Consider the following 16594-nt stretch of genomic DNA (forward strand, 5'->3'; position numbering starts at 1 on the left):
CCCGACCCGTTCAGGACCGCCGCCGCCGGCGCCCCGGCCCGGCATCGCACGAGGTCGCCGCCCCCATTGGCCCACCGACACCGCCTTTCGACGGTGACGGTGGGTCAATTGCGTAGAGAGCGCAGGGTGATACGGCCCCGGGTGCGCGGGCCGTCGAACTTCGAGCGGTCGACGACGGGCCTCGGGGCCGGTTCCGCGGCCATGAGACGGATGGTGTCGCGGCCCGCGAGAGCGGTGCACCACTGGGCGAGGTGGGGACGGGTGCCACGCGGGCCCGACGCCTGCTCCCAGAGGTCACGGACCGCGTCGGCCCGCCGGTCGTCGAGCACGCCGGACAGCGGCTTCAGGGGCTTGCCGGGCGTCACGTACGCGTCCTGGCTCACGACACGGCCCACCACCAGAGCCGCCTTGTAGCGGTCGCTGTCCACCGTGGCGCTGCCGGCGGCGGCCAGCGGGTCGTGCCAGTCGGGGGTGTCCGCCTGTTCCAGGACCGGGGGCCGCCCGGCCATGCGGACGCCGTCGCAGTCCAGGAGATACGGGGCGGGTGCGGGCCGGACGGTCCACAGCACGTTCGCGTGGGACACGTCACCGACGACCAGCCCCAGGGTGTGCAGCCACCGGAAGAGCCCGAGGAAGGCGACGAGCAGCGCGAACCGCTCGGCCGGCGACGGCTGCGCGACGGCCTGCCAGGCCGCCTTCGGCGGCCGGAGCAGATAGGACAGGTCGGTCAGCCGGGTCTCGCCGCGCGAGGTCGGCCAGGTCATGGAGTCCGGCGCCCGGCGCATCAGGAAGCCGGTCGCCCTGCCGCCGTCCACGACCCGGCGCAGCGGCCACGCCGTCTCCCGGTCCAGGCGCTCCCGGTCGGCCGGGGCGAGCCCCTGGCGCAGGGCCACGAGCGCCGCCAGCCGGCCGGCGTCGGCCTTCCCCGGCTCGCGATAGCTCTTGTACAGCAGCCGGCCGGGACCGACGACGTCGTACACCTCGCCCTGGCCGCCGTCGCCGACGCGCACGCCGAGGGTGAGCGAGCCGAGCGTCACGTCGGCGCCGTCGTCGGTGCTCACGGCCCGGCCTCCCACAGGACGACGGCGGTGCGGTCGTCGTCGTACGACTTCACCCGGTACTGGAGCTGCCACAGGAAGTCGGCCGGTGCCGGAGCGGCCCCCTGGCCCCATCCGGACCCCAGGAAGTCCCGCATCCCCGCGTCACCGGCGAGCGGTGTGGACAGGCCGTCCGTGCACAGCACGAGGACGTCGCCGGGCAGGGCCGGAGCAAGGAGCAGGGCGCGGGCGCGGTGCGCGTGCGGCAGGGCCGCGGTGCGGGTGTCGATCATTCCGTCGCCGTCGTGCTCGGGGTCCGTGAGGGACAGGTCCCACTCCCCGGCGCGCAGCAGCGCCGTGCCGCCGTCGCCGACGGCCAGGAAGCCGCGGGCCCGCACCCGGGGATCGAGCGGGACGAGCAGGGCGCGCAGGGTGGTGGCGTACGCGGCGGGGTCGTCGCCGTGTTCGCGGGCGCGGTGCGCGAGCAGGGTCGCGACCCGGCCCACGGCGGTGTCCACCAGTGCGGCGAACCCCGGCTGGTCGCCCGTGCGCACGGTTTCCGCGAGCTCCGCGGACACGGCGTCCAGCTCCATCGCGGCGAGCCGGCAGGCCTCCTGGGAGCCGACGTGCGAGCGGGCCGCCGATCCCACGCCGTCCGCCACCGCGAGCAGCAGCAGCCCGTCCGGGCCGGGGGCCCCGAGGCGCACCACGGCCAGGGAGTCCTGGCGCGGCTCGCCCTGATAGCGGTGCGAGTCGCCGCGCACCGACGCCGCCCGCACGGTCAGAGGGCCGTACCCGGCGCCGTCCACCACCATGTCGGGCGTCAGCGCCGCGGTCGGGTCCTCCCGGACCGAGGGAAGCTCGCGGGGCTCCGGGGCGTACAGCGGGGGCTTGGGGCCGGAGTGGAACGGCGCGCCGAGCACCGGGACGGATCCGGTCCGCGCGCCGGGCCCGTCGGCCGCCGGCGAGGGCCCCGGAGCCGGCCCGTAGGACAGGGGGATCGGTCCGGCGGGCTGCGCCGCGGACGTCCCGGGCACCGCGGCGGGCGCCCCGGGCTCCGGCTGGTCGTTGAAGAACAGGTCGACGCTCTGCCAGGTCTCGTCCAGCGGGTCGGGCTCCCGCGCGTCCGGCCAGCTGAACTCCGTCCGCCGCAGGTCGTGCTGACACCCCTCCGGCTGTCCCGGGTCCAGATGTCCCGGGTCCAGATGTCCCGGGTCCGACTGCCGCGCTTCGGGCTGACGCAGGTCGGGATGGCGCGTGTCGGGCTCGCGCAGGTCGGGACGGCGGGTGGTGTCGGGCTCGCGCAGGTCGGGCCTGTGCACGTCGGGCTGCCGCGGGCCCCTCCGGGACCGTCCGGGGGCGTTCATGTCGTTCTCCATCGGTGCGACCTCACAGCTTGTCGAGAGAGACGATGGAGAAGCCGGGCACGGTGTCGTCCACGGCCAGGGTGAATCCGTTGCCGCCGTTCGCGGCGATGCCCTCGGCGGACCGGACGATCGACCGGGTGAGGCTGGAGGCGAACTCGCGCAGCGCCTGCGCCGGTGACACCGAGGAGTCCTTCTGCATGAACGCCCGGAAGTTCGCGACCCGGGCGATCGTCGACTCCTGTGCCTCACCGATGCCGAAGGCGATGATCTTCGGGCAGAACCGTGACTGGATGACCTCCTTGTACGCCTGGTCCCAGTCCGGGTCGGTGGGAATGCCGTCCGAGAGGAAGAAGACCACGGGGCGGTACACCTCGTGGCCCTCCGCCTTCAGTGCCGCCACATCGGCCTCGACACAGCGCAGCAGGGTGCGGAAGGCGTCGCCGTACGAGGTGAGCCCACCCGCGGCGAGCGCGGGGACCGAGTCGATGCCGCTGAGGTCGACGAGCGGCTGGAGCACGGTGGCGGTGTCGGAGAAGCCGATCAGGCAGAAACGCGTCTTGTCGGCGACGGTCGGGTTGGTGCTGATCTCGTGGTGCAGGTCCGGGAGGGCGCCGTTGATGGCGTCGATCGGCTCGCCGATCATCGACCCGGACTCGTCGCAGAGCAGGTAGAAGGGCAGGATCTGCAAGGTCTCGTACCTCCGGGTCAGTACGTGTAGAAGTAGATCTCGATGTCGGCGTGGCCCGGGGAGGCTCCGCCCTTCCAGAAGTCGCGGGTGGTGGCGGCGCGGAACATGTCCGGACGGGCCCTCTCCAGCAGGGCGTTGACCTCGTGGGCATAGCGGCCTCCCGCGCCCGGGTCGGTGTGGCGTCCGAAGGTCAGCACGAAGGCGGCCTGCCGTCCCCGGTAGCGCGAGGTCGCGGCGCGCAGTGCCCGCACGATGCCCTCGCCGTCGCCGGCCTGCGCGTCGACGGCCACCTTGACCGGTGTGCGGACCACCGCCCTCGGTCCGGTGTGCCGGGCCTTCTTCCCGGCGGCGGAGGACGCGGGGGCGGGGCGCTTGCCGGCGGCCTGCGGGTCGCCCTGGTCCCCCATGGCCACCAGGGCGAGGACGAGGAGCATGTCCGCGAACAGCCAGCCCGCCATGTGCAGCGGCTGGAACCTTCCCCCGCGCCTCATCGGGCCTCGGTCAGGGACGTGGGAGGCGACTGCGGGGGCTCACGACGGGGGTCGGCGTGCCGGGGGCCCGGTCGGCCCGGGTCATCGGCGGGAGTGCCGGCCCGTTCCACGGGAGTGCCGGGCCGGGCCGCGGGAGCGTGGCCCGCGTCGGCGGAGGGGGCATGGCCCGCGTCGGCCGACCGGCTGTGCCCGTAGGTGTGACCGACCGCCGACCCGGTCCGGCCCGCCGGGTCGGTGCGGCCCGCCGGGTCGGTGCGGCCCGCCGGGTCGGTGCGGCCCGCCGGGTCGGTGCGCAGTTGGCGGTCCGCCCGCAACTCGGCCACCAGCCGGGCGAACTCGTCGGCCACCGCCCGCAACGCGACGCTCTGGGCGCTCAGTTCGCGCACCGCGTGCTGCGACTCCTCGACCGCGAGGGCCGTACCCTCCGCCACCTCGCCGAACCGGCCCAGGAGTTGGGCCGAGATGTCCGACGTCACCTCGATACCGGTGGTGTAGGCCCGCTGGGACGCGGCCAGCACCGTGACGGAGTCCTCGACACGGTCACCGGCGCCCTGCACGGCGAGCCGCACCTCACCGCTCGCGTCGCGGACGTCATCGAGCGCCTTGCGGACCTGCGCTCCGCCGTCGCTGACGGCGGCCTCGACACGGCCCACCGCGATCTCCAGGGGCTTGACGGAGGTGTCGACCCCGGCCAGCCTGCGTTCGGCGCCCTGCACCGCGTCGCCGACGGCCGAGGCAGCCGACGTCAGGTCCTTCTGGACCCGGACCGCCTTGTCGCCCAGCCGCCTGAGCGTCGCGGCGGCCTCGGTGAGCTCGGCGGCGAAGCGCTGCGGGGAACTCGACCGCTGCCTGTTCAGCACGAGCTGGGCGCGGGTCAGCGCCGGGACGAGCGCCGCCATCAGCTCCTCGCGGCCGCGATCGGCGTCCTCCTCCCGGCGGGCGACGGCGGACCGCCGCAGACCGTGCACGAGCACCAGCGCGAAGAGCAGCGCGATGGCGACGGTGGCGCTCATCGCCACATGGCCGAACGTGAAGGCGCCGGTGAGGTGCCCCTCGAAACCGGACTGCCACAGCTGGAGGAAGGGCCGCGAGGCGGCCCTCGGATCCGCTCCCGTCAGCGCCCCGTACGCGCTCGACGCCCGGGTCAGTCCGTACCAGGTGAGCATCAGCGGCACGAAGACCAGCGCGCCCAGCACGCCCTCGGCGTAGGACCAGAGCGGGTGGTCCCCGCCCCGCGCGCCGGCCGCCCGGAGGCTCTCGGGGCGGGCGTAGGCGGCGAGGAGATCGAGTTCGGACCACGGGTCCAGTTCGTGGGCGTCCTGCTTCCGAAGTGCCGCCGCGAGCGCGGTCAGTTCTTCCTTCCGGGTGCCGAGCGTCGGCCGCTCCGCGAGTTCCTCGATGCTCTGCGCGATCACATGACGGTCCATCAGGGCGCCTGACGGCATGCCCACCCCCACAACACGACGGACGCGGGGGCGCGTTGACGGCGCCGTGGATCCCCACCCGTGTCATGTGCCGCCGTACCCCCGCCGGTTCACACGCACCAGACGCGCGACCGAGGCCACAGAGAGTACTCCAGCGGACACGCTCCGCGCATAAACTCGCGACACCCGCCACTCTCCCCGACGGCGGCGTGAGGGGGAAACTTGAGCAACGACGAACGTCCACGGGCGACCATCCGGCTGAGGCCCGCGCCCGGCGCCCGGCCCGGAACCGGCACGCAGCGCGCGGCCCCCGCGGCCCGTGAAGCGCCGCGGCTTCCCGCCGCGCGGGCCGAGACGATGCTGACCAGGTCGACGCCACAGGCCCGCATCACGGGGCGCGGAGTCCTTCAGGTGAACCTCAACAGGCCGCCGGGGACCGGGGCCGACCTCGACCTCGGCTGCATGGCCGCGTTCACGGACGGCACCTGCGCGGCCGTACAGCCGCTGGGGAACACCTTCGGCTCGCTGACGCGGTGGCCGTACATGGAACTCGATCAGGACGACCGTACCGGGGCGTCCTCGGACGGGGAGACGGTCCGGGTGGACCTGGAGCGGCGCGAACTCTTCCGGCAACTGCTCTTCCACGTCTACGTGTACAGCGGCGCCGTGGATTTCCGGAGCCTGGGCGCCACGGCCACCGTGACCGCCCCGTCCGGCGGTTTCCGTATCGCCCTCGACGACTCCCCCGAGGGTGCTACGGGCTGCGCCATCGCCCTGGCCACGCCCGCCGAAGGCGGCCTCACGGTCAGCCGCGAGGTCCGCTGGTTCACCGGCACCCTCCGGCGCTCGGTCCAGGAGCAGATGGACAGCGCCTACGGGTTCGGCCTCTCGTGGGTACGGATGAGGAAGGACTGAAACAAAAGGTGAGAGGCACTCCGGGTGCCTCTCACCTTCGCTGCCGACCGGCGGCGTACTACGGCAGGTTGCACGCCATCACGATGCGCTGGACCTGGCTCGTGTCTTCGTAGATCTGGGCGCATCGCAGCATTTACGGCTTTGACCTGCAAGTACGGCACGTTTGAGGATTTGAGGAGGGCTCCCCCAGGATTCCCCCATGATCACAAACGTTCGTTGCTGGCCAGGCTGCACCTTGTAGACGCCCCCGCCATGGCGCAAGCTGCCGTCCGCGCACGACCCACTCGGCCCCCTCCTCGCGGGCTCGGAGTGCCGGCGGAGCCCTCCAGGGCCCGCAATGTTGCATCACTTGGGGTGCGGTAACAACAGCATCGTTGCTTGGGTCACACCTTGAGGCTCTGACGTCCTGTTCCCAGCCAGAGGACACGTACGTTATCTATGACGCCGGTTGGTGTATGTGACCCTTGGGTCCACCCATGATCGGCCAGAGAAGCCACTGCCCCGAAACTCATGGACGTTCTGCACCTCTGCAACTCCCAATAGCGCCGATTCGAGCACCACAAACGGACCCGACCACGCTAGAGGCCGTGGGGGAGACTCAAGGGCGCGAAGGACGTTTGGCAGCCCCTCAGGCGGTGACACTTCAACCACCATGGCTGTCCCATACGGAGCATCTGAAATGAACGAAGCCATATCCGACGGCGGAAATGCATCCTCGCCAGGGGATGCATCACTTACGAGTACGATTATTGCCAGCTCGAACGGAGGGACAACATGAATGAGAGATTCGAACTGTTCTCGCCTCCGGGAGATTCCATCAGCGAATGATTCCAGAGCGATTGCGCCCTCTATTGTTACATAGCTTCTTTCGAACCCTTCGAAAATAGCAAATAGAGCCCTTGCCTGCATGTGGAATTGGCCGGGCCTAAAGGTTTCGAGTGCAGAAAAATGGTTCTCGGTGCTTACGAGATCGACATTCCCAAGAACGAGATGACTGGTAACGGCAACCGCAGATTCCAGGACCGCATCATTGTCACCCAACACTGAACCAGTTGGGCCGATCGCTCGGTACAGGTAACGATAAGTCCGGGTATCGATGGGGAAAGCGGTCGAGAAATTGGCGCTCTCCGCTACAGGCTCTGCGGAGTTGGTCAGGGACTTACGCCCAGCTTTCACTGTGCCCAGCGCATCCACAACGGCCGCCAGACCGTCCCTGCCTTGGATTTGCTCTGCGGGAGTAGCCGGCAAAGGTGGCTCCTCAACTGCCATGGTTGCCAGGAACCGTCTGTTTAGCTCTGCGTCGAAGGCATCCCAGTCCTGCGCAGGGGTCCCTGCACCAGGACGCTTGTCCATATCGGCCAGGACGTAGGCCACTGCGTGGGCCGTCCCCTCGCTCAGGCTGTCGCCTCGAAGTAGGCGGCGCACGGTGGCAGTGCTAACAGCCCCGCCGCGCTCTTGAGCCTTCTCCGCGATGACCTTCAGGGATGGAGTGTTGGCTCGGCGCCGCAGCTCCTTCAGCCACTCCAGCCACGTCCTCAGCGGGCCTTCTGGGATCGAGGCTGGGATCTCGACCGCCCTGCTCGCCGAACCGGCCAATGCACCCCTCCCCACCGTGGCGGCTCCGGATTCGTGTCGCCACGGTTCACCACGAATCTTTGTGCGTCATAGCGTACCGCCGCGAAACATCACCGCGAGGGGTGCCCGAAGCTCAACTCACCTGCTCAGGACGTGAGGTGACGAGAGTGAAGTTCGATAAGGAATGGTGGCGGACGGTGCGATACGCCATCGCCGAGGAGCGCCGGACGGCGCGCCTCATCAGCCTCCTGGTGACGGTTGGCGTCCTCGTGGGAGCGCTGATCATCCTCAGTAATGGGTTCTCGGTGACGGTTGGCTGAAGCCCGTGCCTCTCGACCGAGGCAGAGCCCCGGTCTTCTGGACCGGGGCTAGCCGTCGTGCCGGTAGCTGACCCACTTGATACGTCAGGCAGGCCACTCGATCGCAGTCTTGACGATTCCCCTCGTAGGCCTGGTCTCGTCAAAAATGCTGTCAGTCTTTTTGGTGTCCAGCTCGGGATATCGCACGATCTTGCCGCCGTACAGGTGCAGGGTGTCGATGTAGTCGGCCCGGCACTTCTCCGACTTCCCCTCACGGAATCCGGTGAACTGGCTTGCGTAGGTGGCGAACTCCGAGTGTCCCGCCGCGATGTCCACACCGGTGGGCATGGCCGTAGTGGTCAGGATGGTGGACCCTGCGAGGCGAGCGACGACGCCGTTGGCGGTCACGTCTTCTTTGCCGTGCGCGGCAGCGCTGGCCACCGAAGGGTGTTCGATCAGGTGTCGCTTCACACGGGGCGAGACGACCACGTAACGGCCTGCCGGGAGGTCGTTGCCGTCCAGGGCCAGCATCACGTCCAGGACCGCGCTGTACAGGCTGTGCGGGATGTTGTCAGCATTCGGCGTGATGGCCGGGAGCGCCGTCGCACCGGCGGCAATCATGTTGCCCATGAACGCGTCAGCCTCACGGGCCAGGAACCGGATCATCTGCTGACTGATCGGAGAGTCCAGGCCGGCAGCAAGCTGGACACGCTCCGCGTCCTCCACGAGCACCTGTAGGTGCTTGCCCTCTGCCATGGGGAGCTTCTGGTCGACAGTCTCCGGCGCTGCACGGTCATGCCGTCGGCGACCGTGCAGTCCCCGACAGCGGGCCGCAGAAGCGAGTTGATGTGGACAACGTCGCCCTGCTTCCGAATCCCTCTGTAAAGGCCCCTGAGTCGCCTCGGGGGCACCAGTGGAATATCCCTGGCGTCGGATCTCAGTTAATTCCGCGCCCATCCAGCCACTTGCCAAGATCACTCGGTCGACAACGGAGCACTTGGCCCACCTTCCGGAACGGGATCTGTTCGCCCTTCCAGTTCCCGTACACCCACGAACGGGGCTTGTTCAGGTAGTCGGCCACATCGTTAACCGTCATGAGATTCGCGCGCATATTCCCCCACCTAACAGAAAAGCCCCCAGTTCCCTGGAGGCCGTCGTGCATGAACTCAGCAGTAGCGAATATCAGTCTCGTCTGTCTTCTGAATTACCACAGGTGGCAAGTATCGAAGTGGCCTTCTCGGTTAGCTCGCCGCCCGCCTTGCCCGCAACTGTGGTCAAGTACCCCTCTCTCCTCGCCCGCTTGAGGTGGTCCTTTATCGTCTCCGGGCGCCGACCGATCAGCCGCGCCAACCACGGAACAGGGGCAGGAGCCCCCATGTCGGCCATGCTCTTGTACGTCGCGGCCAGCATGGCCAGGTACGACGCCGAGACACCTTCACTGGTCAGCAACAAGCCTGTTGCCTCCCCTGCTTGCTCGACCTTGGACGCCACGTCCGCCAACCCCTCCTGCATCTCCGGCGCGCTCTTCGCAAGCTTCATGGCCGCCGCCAGGTCCAGCCTCCGGAGAACGGTCGTGGAGATGCCGCGCGCCACGTCCCGAACGGCAGCGTTCTCTGCCGCCTCCACGGTGATCCGCTGCGGGCCACCGGTGACCGGCCCTGTCGGCCACCACATGCGGATCACCCAAGCGCCTTGCTCCTGCGTGATCTCGAATCCGCTCTCGTCTGCCCTCACACTTTCGAACGTACCACACAGGGCGCTCCACCCTGTGTTGACAACCCAGGGTGGAGCGTGTGCAGACTTGGTCACGCTGGGCGACCGGCGCGGCGCCGGGCGGTCCGTGCGTCATCAGCAGGAGGGGGACCCTGTGGCAAGGGCATGGGTGACGCGGTCGAATGACGCCCCGAAGACGTGGACGGCGTTCTGGTACGACCCGGACGGAAAGCAGCGGCAGAAGAGCTTCGACACCAAGAAGCGCGCGGACGACCACCGGAAGCGGAAGAAGCAGGAGCTAGACGCGGGTACGTACCTGGATGACCGTCTGGGCAAACAGCCGGTCACGGCCGTCTGGGAGCAGTGGATGAGTCAGCGCAAGCTGACCAACAGCACGAAGAAGCAGTACCGATCCATCCTCGGCACGACCATTGAGCCCTTCTTCAAAGCCTGCTCCATCGTGTCCCTGAAGGTCGCGGACATCGAACAGTGGATGTTGTGGATGGAGCAGGATCGCAAGCTGTCGACGCGCACCAGGCGTCAGCGGTTCTCGTACTTCTCCGGGATGATGGACTGGGCCGTGATCAACGAGATCATCGGGCGCAACCCGTGCAAGAAGATCCGGCACGCGGGGAGCCGTGCCAAGGAGATCCGCGAACACAAGAGCAAGGCCAGCCGTCTGACGACGCGTGAAGTCCTGGCCGTGCTGGACGGCTGCCCTCCCCGATACCGGGCGATGGTGTGGCTCATGGCCGGGTGTGGGCTGCGGCTCGGTGAGGCCATGGGCGTCTCCCGGGAACAGATCGACTTCAAGGCCGAGACGCTTCGCGTGGACTTCCAGATCACCGAGGACGGCGCAACCGAGTCAGGCAAGAACAGTGCGCTTCAGCGGCGGCACATCAAGGCCCGGGACGAGGAAGAGCCCGGGCGACTCGTTCCCCTGCCGCCCAACGTCGCCTTCGAGCTGCGGCGGCACATCAAGAACCACGGCGTGTGGGGTCCGGAACGGCTCCTGTTCCCCAACGTGACGCGCACCGGGTACCTGTACGCGTCGTACTTCTACTCAAAGATTTGGATGGTGGCACTGAAGAAGGGCGGGGTGTCCTACAGCAAGTCTCACTCGCTCCGTCACTACTACGGGTCCCGGCTCCTGTACGCCGGAGTCCCGGAGAACGACGTAGCCGACTGGATGGGCCACGGCAGTACGGACGTACTCAGGGAGCACTATCACTACATCTTCGAAGGGGCTGAGCAGCGCGGGCGAGCAGCCATCGCCACCATGCTGACGCCTGGCGCCGACGACCCCACGGAGACGTCAGACGTCGCCTGATGCTCGTACGACAACAGCCCCTGGCGCGATGCCAGGGGCTGTTGTGTTTGTGCTGGTCAGCAGCCCTAATCGGGGCCGTCAGTGACCCAGGATTCCCCCAGCATGACGCCCAGGAACGGCCTTGATCGGCCCGGAACGGGCAGCATGCCGAAAGCGTCCCTCACGACGCCTCAAAGTGGCTCTGAACTGCAAAAACCTTGCTAGGGAAGGTTCCTGGCCATCACGATCCGCTGGACCTGATTCGTGCCTTCATAAATCTGGGTGATCTTCGCGTCGCGCATCATGCGCTCGACCGGGTAGTCGCGGGTGTAGCCGTAGCCGCCGAGGAGCTGAACGGCGTCCGTGGTGACCTCCATGGCGACGTCCGAGGCGAAGCACTTGGCGGCGGCGCCCTGGAAGGTGAGGTCCTTGTCGCCGCGCTCCGACTTGGCGGCGGCCGCGTACGTGAGCTGGCGGGCGGCCTCGATCTTCATGGCCATGTCCGCGAGCATGAACTGGACGCCCTGGAAGTCGGCGATCGGCTTGCCGAACTGCTTGCGCTCCTTGACGTAGCCCTTGGCGTAGTCGAGGGCGCCCTGGGCGACACCGAGGGCCTGGGCCGCGATGGTGACGCGGGTGTGGTCCAGGGTCTTCATGGCGGTCGCGAAGCCGGTGCCCTCCTCGCCGATCATGCGGTCGGCGGGAATGCGCACGTTGTCGAGGTAGACCTCACGGGTCGGGCTGCCCTTGATGCCGAGCTTGCGCTCCGGGGCGCCGAAGGAGACACCCTCGTCGGACTTCTCGACGACGAACGCGCTGATGCCCTTGGAGCGCTTCGTCGGGTCGGTCACCGCCATGACCGTGTAGTACTCGGAGACGCCCGCGTTGGTGATCCAGCGCTTGACGCCGTTGAGGACCCAGAAGTCTCCGTCGCGGACGGCCTTGGTCTTCATGCCGGCCGCGTCCGAACCGGCGTCCGGCTCGGAGAGGCAGTACGAGAACATCCCGTCGCCCTTGGCGAGCGGGCTCATGTACTTCTTCTTCAGTTCCTCGGAGCCGGAGAGGATCACCGGCAGCGAGCCCAGCTTGTTCACCGCGGGGATCAGGGAGGAGGACACGCAGACGCGGGCCACCTCCTCGATCACGATGACCGTCGCGAGGGCGTCGGCGCCCGCGCCGCCGTACTCCTCGGGGACGTGCACGGCGTGCAGGTCGTTGGCCACCAGGGCGTCCAGTGCCTCCTGCGGGAAGCGTGCTTCCTCGTCCACAGCGGCGGCGTACGGCGCGATTTTCGCCTCGGCCAGCGAGCGGATCGCGTCCCGGAGCATGTCGTGCTCCTCCGACGGGCGGTACAGGTCGAAATCAGCCGATCCGGCCAAGGTCTCTCACGCTCCAAAAGGTGCTGTGCTGGCGGCGCTAACTACCGTTAAGTAACACAAATTTTAAGGGCGTGCCCGCAAGACGGATACGTGACCTTGGCGACAGGGGTAAAACCGCCGGTGAAAGCGCTCCCCGAAGCCCCGACTATGCTCAGGCGCGCACCTACGCGCCGCACACCTCAGGAGCATCCATGGCCCTCAAGATCACCGTGATCGGCACCGGCTACCTCGGCGCCACCCACGCCGCGGCCATGGCCGAGCTCGGCTTCGAGGTCCTCGGGCTCGACGTGGTGCCGGAGAAGATCGAGATGCTCCAGCGGGGCGAGGTCCCGATGTTCGAGCCCGGTCTCGAGGAGCTGCTGCGCAAGCACGTGGCCGGGATCGAGGGCTCCACGGGCCGGCTCCGCTTCACCATGGACTGGGCCGAGGTCGGCGCCTTCGGCGACGTCCACTTCGTGTGCGTGAACACGCCCCAGAAGCACGGCGAGTACGCCTGCGACATGTCGTACGTCGACGCGGCCTTCGAGTCACTGGCCCCGCATCTGCACGGTCCCGCCCTCGTCGTCGGCAAGTCCACCGTGCCGGTCGGCTCGGCGGAGCGGCTGGCCGCACGGCTCGCCGAGCTCGCACCCGCGGGCGAGAGCGCCGAGCTGGCCTGGAACCCGGAGTTCCTCCGCGAGGGCTTCGCCGTGAACGACACGCTGCACCCCGACCGGATCGTGGTGGGCGTGCGCGGCGAGCGCTCCGAGAAGCTGCTGCGCGAGGTCTACGTGACGCCGGTCGCCGAGGGCACGCCGTTCGTCGTGACCGACTTCCCCACCGCCGAGCTGGTGAAGACGTCCGCGAACTCCTTCCTCGCCACCAAGATCTCCTTCATCAACGCGATGGCCGAGGTCTGCGAGGCCGCCGGCGGCGATGTCGCCAAGCTGGCCGAGGCGATAGGACACGACGAGCGGATCGGGAAGAAGTTCCTGCGGGCCGGGATCGGCTTCGGCGGCGGCTGTCTGCCCAAGGACATCCGCGCCTTCATGGCGCGCGCCGGTGAGCTGGGCGCCGATCAGGCGCTGACCTTCCTGCGCGAGATCGACTCCATCAACATGCGGCGCCGTGGGCAGATGGTGGAGATGGCCCGCGACGCGCTCGGCGGCGGTTCGTTCCTCGGCAAGCGGGTCGCCGTGCTCGGCGCCACCTTCAAGCCGGACTCGGACGACGTGCGCGACTCCCCGGCGCTGAACGTCGCCGGGCAGATACACCTCCAGGGCGGCCAGGTCACCGTGTACGACCCGAAGGGCATGGAGAACGCCAAGCGGCTGTTCCCGACGCTCGGGTACGCCGGCTCCGCCGTGGAGGCCGTACGGGGTGCCGATGTCGTGCTGCACCTGACGGAGTGGCGCGAGTTCCGCGAGCTGGACCCGGCGGTGCTGGGCGAGGCGGCGACGGCCCGGGTGCTGCTGGACGGGCGGAACGCGCTGGACCCGGAGACGTGGCGCCGGGCCGGCTGGACGTACCGGGCGATGGGGCGGCCCACCGCCTGAGCCCCTGACGAGGGCGGACGCCGCTCGTCGGGGCACGGGTTCCGGTTCCGGTTCCGGGCAGGCTCCCAGACCCCAGGTCCGGGCGCCGGGCTCCGGGCGGGACGCCGGGCGGGCCCCCGGTCCGGGCGGCGGACAGGACTGAGGCCGGGCGCCGGGCGGGGCAAAGGCCGGGGCCGGGGCGCAGGACACCGGGCAGTGCCGGGCAAGGGCCCGGGACCGAGACGCAGGACACCGGTCCGGGGCCAGGACGCGGGACGCCGGGCAGTGCCGGGCAAGAATCCGGGGCCGGGGCGCGGGACGCCGGTTCGCGCGGGACGCCGGTCCGGCCGAGGCTCAGTCGGCCGGACCGGCGCCGGTTGCATTCTGCACCACTTCGCTGTGCGGTGACCGGAGACCGCCGGACTGCGTCCGGCTCCCGGCTCCGCCGCCCGCAGGATCTGCGGCGGCCGCGGGCCGCCTGGCGCGGTAGCGGCGCATCTTGGCGCGCGCCCCGCACACCGCCATCGAGCACCAGCGGCCCCGGCCCGCGGGCGAGCGGTCGAAGTACACCCAATGGCAGGTCGGGGCCTCACAGGCCTTCAGCCGCGGCCAGGTGCCCTCGATCAGCGACTCGGCGATCGCGGCCGCGACACGGTGGGCCAGGGGCGCCGGGGCGTCCGGGCCGGGGACCGGGGAGGTCGGGGTTCCCCCGGCGGCGGGCACCAGGCGCGCGGCACCTCCGTCCTCGTCCAGCGTCACCACCAGGGGCGCGCGGGCGAGGAGCTCCCCGAGCGGGGTCACTTTCCGGTGTGCCGGATGCCCCGCGTGCGCCAGACACACCGCCCGCAGCGATTCGCGCAGCTCGCGGGCCCCCGCCGCCTCGTCCGCCGCCAGGCCGAAGCGCGCCAGCCCCTCGGGCGTGTCCAGGGAGTCGGCGCCCGACTCGATGTCCAGGGTGTTCACCAGGGCCTGGACCAGGGCCAGACCGCCGGGTGCGGACGCTCGGTCATTCATGCTTGCGACGTTACCTCCTGTGCGGGAGCATGGAGTAACCGTTACCTCTTGAGCAGGTTCACGGGTAACCCATCGGTGCTGCTGGAGATCCCACGGAGGAAGTCATGGCTCTTGCCGAACTGGACGTCGTCGTCCTGGACTGTCCCGACCCGCTCGCGCTCGCCGAGTTCTACGCGGGGGTGCTGGGCGGCACCATCACGGAGGAGACCGACTGGGTCGACCTGGAGGTGCCCGGCGGACGGAAGCTGGCGTTCCAGGGGTCACCCGCGTACGTACCGCCGCGCTGGCCCTCGCCCGACGGCTCGCAGCAGTTCCATCTGGACCTGGCCGTCGAGGACCTGGACGTGGCGGAGAAGGGCGTGCTGGCGCTCGGCGCGACGCCGCTGGACACCGAGGACAGGGCGCGTTCGTTCCGGGTGTACGCCGACCCGGCCGGGCACCCGTTCTGCCTCTGCGCCTGCTGAACACGTCCGACGGCGGCCGGCCGGGTCGGCGATCCTCGCGGAGGCGGGCTGCCGGCGATGCCCCTGGCTCAGTGATCGGTGAGCCGAGGGCGGCATGCCCTCGGCCGCCCGGGACCGGCGGTCACCGAGCCGGCCGGCGGCTGCCGGGAGCCCTCGGCTCTCAGCGCTCGGCCGGCCCTCGGCGGTCCGGCCCTCAGCCGTCCAGCTGCTCCAGCGTCGCGTTCGACGGTGCCCGGCGGGACCGGAGGTCGCGGGACACGTCCTCCGCCGCGCCCAGCACGCGCACGGCGTTCTGCCAGGTCAGCTTGGTCACGTCGGTGGACGACCAGCCGCGGTCGATGAGCTCGGCGATCAGGTTCGGATAGCCGGAGACGTCGTCCAGCCCGGCCGGGGTGAACGCGGTGCCGTCGAAGTCGCCGCCGATGCCGACGTGGTCGATTCCGGCGACCTCGCGCATGTGGTCGAGGTGGTCGGCGACCGTCGAGACCGTGGCGATCGGGCGCGGGTTGTCCTCCTCGAAGGCGCGGTGGACCTTCATGCCCTCGGCGGTGGTGTCGAGATGGTGGAAGCCGTTGGCGCGCATGTTCTCGTCGGCGGCCGCCGTCCAGTCGACCGCTTCCTGGAGGACGAACTTCGGCACGAACGTCACCATCGCGACTCCCCCGTTGGCGGGCAGCCGCTCCAGCACGTCGTCCGGGATGTTGCGCGGGTGGTCGCACACGGCGCGGGCCGAGGAGTGGGAGAAGATCACCGGCGCGACGGAGGTGTCGAGCGCGTCGCGCATGGTCGTCGCGGCCACGTGCGACAGGTCCACGAGCATGCCCTCGCGGTTCATCTCCCGTACGACCTCACGGCCGAAGGCGGACAGACCGCCCACCACGGGAGAGTCCGTCGCCGAGTCCGCCCAGGCGATGTTGTCGTTGTGGGTGAGCGTCATGTAGCGGACGCCGAGCGCGTACAGCCCGCGCAGGGCGGCGAGGGAGTTGTCGATCGAGTGACCGCCCTCCGCGCCCATGAGGGAGGCGATACGGCCCTCGGCGCGGGCCGACTCCATGTCCGCGGCGGTCAGCGCGGCACGCAGGTCCGCCGGATACCGGTCGATCAGCTGCCGTACGCAGTCGATCTGTTCCAGCGTGGCGGTGAGGGCGCCGGGCAGGTCCGAGCGGACGTACACCGACCAGTACTGGGCGCCGACGCCGCCCGCGCGCAGCCGGGCCAGGTCCGTGTGCAGGTGGGCGCTCTGGTCGGCGGCGATGTCACGGGCGCCGAGGTCGTAGCGGACCTGCTCGCGCAGGGCGTAGGGCAGGTCGTTGTGCCCGTCGACGACCGGGTACTCGTCGAGCAGGGCCCGGGCACGGTCGATCGAGGGCAGCGAGGACTCGGGGGCTCGGGTGGAGGAGGACAT

The 16594-nt window shown here is 69.7% G+C and carries 17 protein-coding genes; 5 read left to right on the top strand and 12 right to left on the bottom strand.

Annotation, left to right across the window (positions count from 1 at the left end):
- Positions 1 to 104: 104 nt before the first annotated feature.
- Genes OG485_RS18625 through OG485_RS18645 form a run of 5 tightly spaced genes read right to left on the bottom strand, consistent with a single transcriptional unit; the run spans position 105 to position 5028 of the window.
- Complete coding sequence (locus OG485_RS18625; protein ID WP_328669466.1) at positions 105 to 1061, bottom strand: hypothetical protein; 957 nt, start codon at positions 1059 to 1061, stop codon at positions 105 to 107.
- Entirely contained in the window at positions 1058 to 2404 is a 1347-nt protein-coding gene (locus OG485_RS18630; protein WP_328669467.1) for a PP2C family serine/threonine-protein phosphatase, read from the bottom strand. Before OG485_RS18630 ends, OG485_RS18625 begins: the two co-directional genes overlap by 4 nt.
- Positions 2405 to 2426: 22 nt before the next feature.
- Complete coding sequence (locus tag OG485_RS18635) at positions 2427 to 3092, bottom strand: vWA domain-containing protein (RefSeq protein WP_328669468.1); 666 nt, start codon at positions 3090 to 3092, stop codon at positions 2427 to 2429.
- A 17-nt stretch (positions 3093 to 3109) separates the two neighbouring features.
- Positions 3110 to 3583, bottom strand: a complete 474-nt coding sequence (locus tag OG485_RS18640) for a hypothetical protein (protein ID WP_328669469.1) — start codon at positions 3581 to 3583, stop codon at positions 3110 to 3112.
- Positions 3580 to 5028 (bottom strand): methyl-accepting chemotaxis protein, encoded by a 1449-nt coding sequence (locus OG485_RS18645; protein ID WP_328669470.1) that lies wholly within the window; start codon positions 5026 to 5028, stop codon positions 3580 to 3582. The genes OG485_RS18640 and OG485_RS18645 overlap by 4 nt, the downstream gene beginning before the upstream one ends.
- 201 nt (positions 5029 to 5229) lie before the next feature.
- Here OG485_RS18645 and OG485_RS18650 point away from each other — a divergent pair, with 201 nt between their 5' ends.
- A complete protein-coding gene (locus OG485_RS18650; RefSeq protein ID WP_328669471.1) occupies positions 5230 to 5922 on the top strand; it encodes a tellurium resistance protein in 693 nt (230 codons plus the stop codon).
- Positions 5923 to 6354: 432 nt separating this feature from the next.
- Here OG485_RS18650 and OG485_RS18655 read toward each other — a convergent pair whose 3' ends face one another.
- A complete protein-coding gene (locus tag OG485_RS18655) occupies positions 6355 to 7296 on the bottom strand; it encodes a hypothetical protein (RefSeq protein WP_328669472.1) in 942 nt (313 codons plus the stop codon).
- A 368-nt stretch (positions 7297 to 7664) separates the two neighbouring features.
- On the opposite strand from OG485_RS18655, the gene OG485_RS18660 reads away from it, so the two are divergent.
- Entirely contained in the window at positions 7665 to 7817 is a 153-nt protein-coding gene (locus tag OG485_RS18660) for a hypothetical protein (protein ID WP_328669473.1), read from the top strand.
- An 84-nt stretch (positions 7818 to 7901) separates the two neighbouring features.
- Here OG485_RS18660 and OG485_RS18665 read toward each other — a convergent pair whose 3' ends face one another.
- From OG485_RS18665 to OG485_RS18675, 3 genes are all read right to left on the bottom strand, one after another.
- Positions 7902 to 8552: a hypothetical protein gene (locus OG485_RS18665; protein ID WP_328669474.1), complete on the bottom strand. Its 651-nt coding sequence runs from the start codon at positions 8550 to 8552 to the stop codon at positions 7902 to 7904.
- A 181-nt stretch (positions 8553 to 8733) separates the two neighbouring features.
- Entirely contained in the window at positions 8734 to 8958 is a 225-nt protein-coding gene (locus OG485_RS18670) for a helix-turn-helix domain-containing protein (protein WP_328669475.1), read from the bottom strand.
- A 20-nt stretch (positions 8959 to 8978) separates the two neighbouring features.
- Positions 8979 to 9530 carry a hypothetical protein gene (locus OG485_RS18675; protein ID WP_328669476.1) on the bottom strand — a complete coding sequence of 184 codons (552 nt, stop codon included), beginning with the start codon at positions 9528 to 9530 and terminating at the stop codon, positions 8979 to 8981.
- A gap of 148 nt (positions 9531 to 9678) precedes the next feature.
- On the opposite strand from OG485_RS18675, the gene OG485_RS18680 reads away from it, so the two are divergent.
- Positions 9679 to 10839, top strand: coding sequence for a tyrosine-type recombinase/integrase (locus OG485_RS18680; protein WP_328669477.1), 1161 nt, complete (start codon positions 9679 to 9681; stop codon positions 10837 to 10839).
- A 200-nt stretch (positions 10840 to 11039) separates the two neighbouring features.
- Here the strand turns inward: OG485_RS18680 and OG485_RS18685 are convergent, their stop codons facing one another.
- Positions 11040 to 12197 carry an acyl-CoA dehydrogenase gene (locus tag OG485_RS18685; protein ID WP_328669478.1) on the bottom strand — a complete coding sequence of 386 codons (1158 nt, stop codon included), beginning with the start codon at positions 12195 to 12197 and terminating at the stop codon, positions 11040 to 11042.
- Positions 12198 to 12388: 191 nt separating this feature from the next.
- Here OG485_RS18685 and OG485_RS18690 point away from each other — a divergent pair, with 191 nt between their 5' ends.
- Entirely contained in the window at positions 12389 to 13732 is a 1344-nt protein-coding gene (locus OG485_RS18690) for a UDP-glucose dehydrogenase family protein (protein ID WP_328669479.1), read from the top strand.
- 333 nt (positions 13733 to 14065) lie between these two features.
- Here OG485_RS18690 and OG485_RS18695 read toward each other — a convergent pair whose 3' ends face one another.
- The gene (locus OG485_RS18695; RefSeq protein WP_328669480.1) at positions 14066 to 14725 is read right to left on the bottom strand and encodes a CGNR zinc finger domain-containing protein; all 660 of its coding nucleotides are present in this window, start codon (positions 14723 to 14725) and stop codon (positions 14066 to 14068) included.
- A 104-nt stretch (positions 14726 to 14829) separates the two neighbouring features.
- On the opposite strand from OG485_RS18695, the gene OG485_RS18700 reads away from it, so the two are divergent.
- Complete coding sequence (locus tag OG485_RS18700) at positions 14830 to 15189, top strand: VOC family protein (RefSeq protein WP_328669481.1); 360 nt, start codon at positions 14830 to 14832, stop codon at positions 15187 to 15189.
- A gap of 193 nt (positions 15190 to 15382) precedes the next feature.
- On the opposite strand, the gene OG485_RS18705 is transcribed toward OG485_RS18700, so the two are convergent.
- Positions 15383 to 16594, bottom strand: a complete 1212-nt coding sequence (locus tag OG485_RS18705) for a dipeptidase (protein ID WP_443048724.1) — start codon at positions 16592 to 16594, stop codon at positions 15383 to 15385.

Origin of the sequence: Streptomyces sp. NBC_00328 (genome assembly GCF_036139655.1) — a bacterium.
Classification (GTDB): Bacteria; Actinomycetota; Actinomycetes; order Streptomycetales; family Streptomycetaceae; genus Streptomyces.

Excerpts from the sequence above, each read along its gene's own strand:
- OG485_RS18645 (WP_328669470.1), bottom strand. The coding sequence starts at position 5,028 with ATGCCGTCAGGCGCCCTGATGGACCGTCATGTGATCGCGCAGAGCATC.
- OG485_RS18640 (WP_328669469.1), bottom strand. The coding sequence starts at position 3,583 with ATGAGGCGCGGGGGAAGGTTCCAGCCGCTGCACATGGCGGGCTGGCTG.
- OG485_RS18695 (WP_328669480.1), bottom strand. The coding sequence starts at position 14,725 with ATGAATGACCGAGCGTCCGCACCCGGCGGTCTGGCCCTGGTCCAGGCC.
- OG485_RS18705 (WP_443048724.1), bottom strand. The coding sequence starts at position 16,594 with ATGTCCTCCTCCACCCGAGCCCCCGAGTCCTCGCTGCCCTCGATCGAC.
- OG485_RS18690 (WP_328669479.1), top strand. The coding sequence starts at position 12,389 with ATGGCCCTCAAGATCACCGTGATCGGCACCGGCTACCTCGGCGCCACC.
- OG485_RS18700 (WP_328669481.1), top strand. The coding sequence starts at position 14,830 with ATGGCTCTTGCCGAACTGGACGTCGTCGTCCTGGACTGTCCCGACCCG.
- OG485_RS18670 (WP_328669475.1), bottom strand. The coding sequence starts at position 8,958 with ATGCACGACGGCCTCCAGGGAACTGGGGGCTTTTCTGTTAGGTGGGGG.
- OG485_RS18630 (WP_328669467.1), bottom strand. The coding sequence starts at position 2,404 with ATGAACGCCCCCGGACGGTCCCGGAGGGGCCCGCGGCAGCCCGACGTG.
- OG485_RS18665 (WP_328669474.1), bottom strand. The coding sequence starts at position 8,552 with ATGGCAGAGGGCAAGCACCTACAGGTGCTCGTGGAGGACGCGGAGCGT.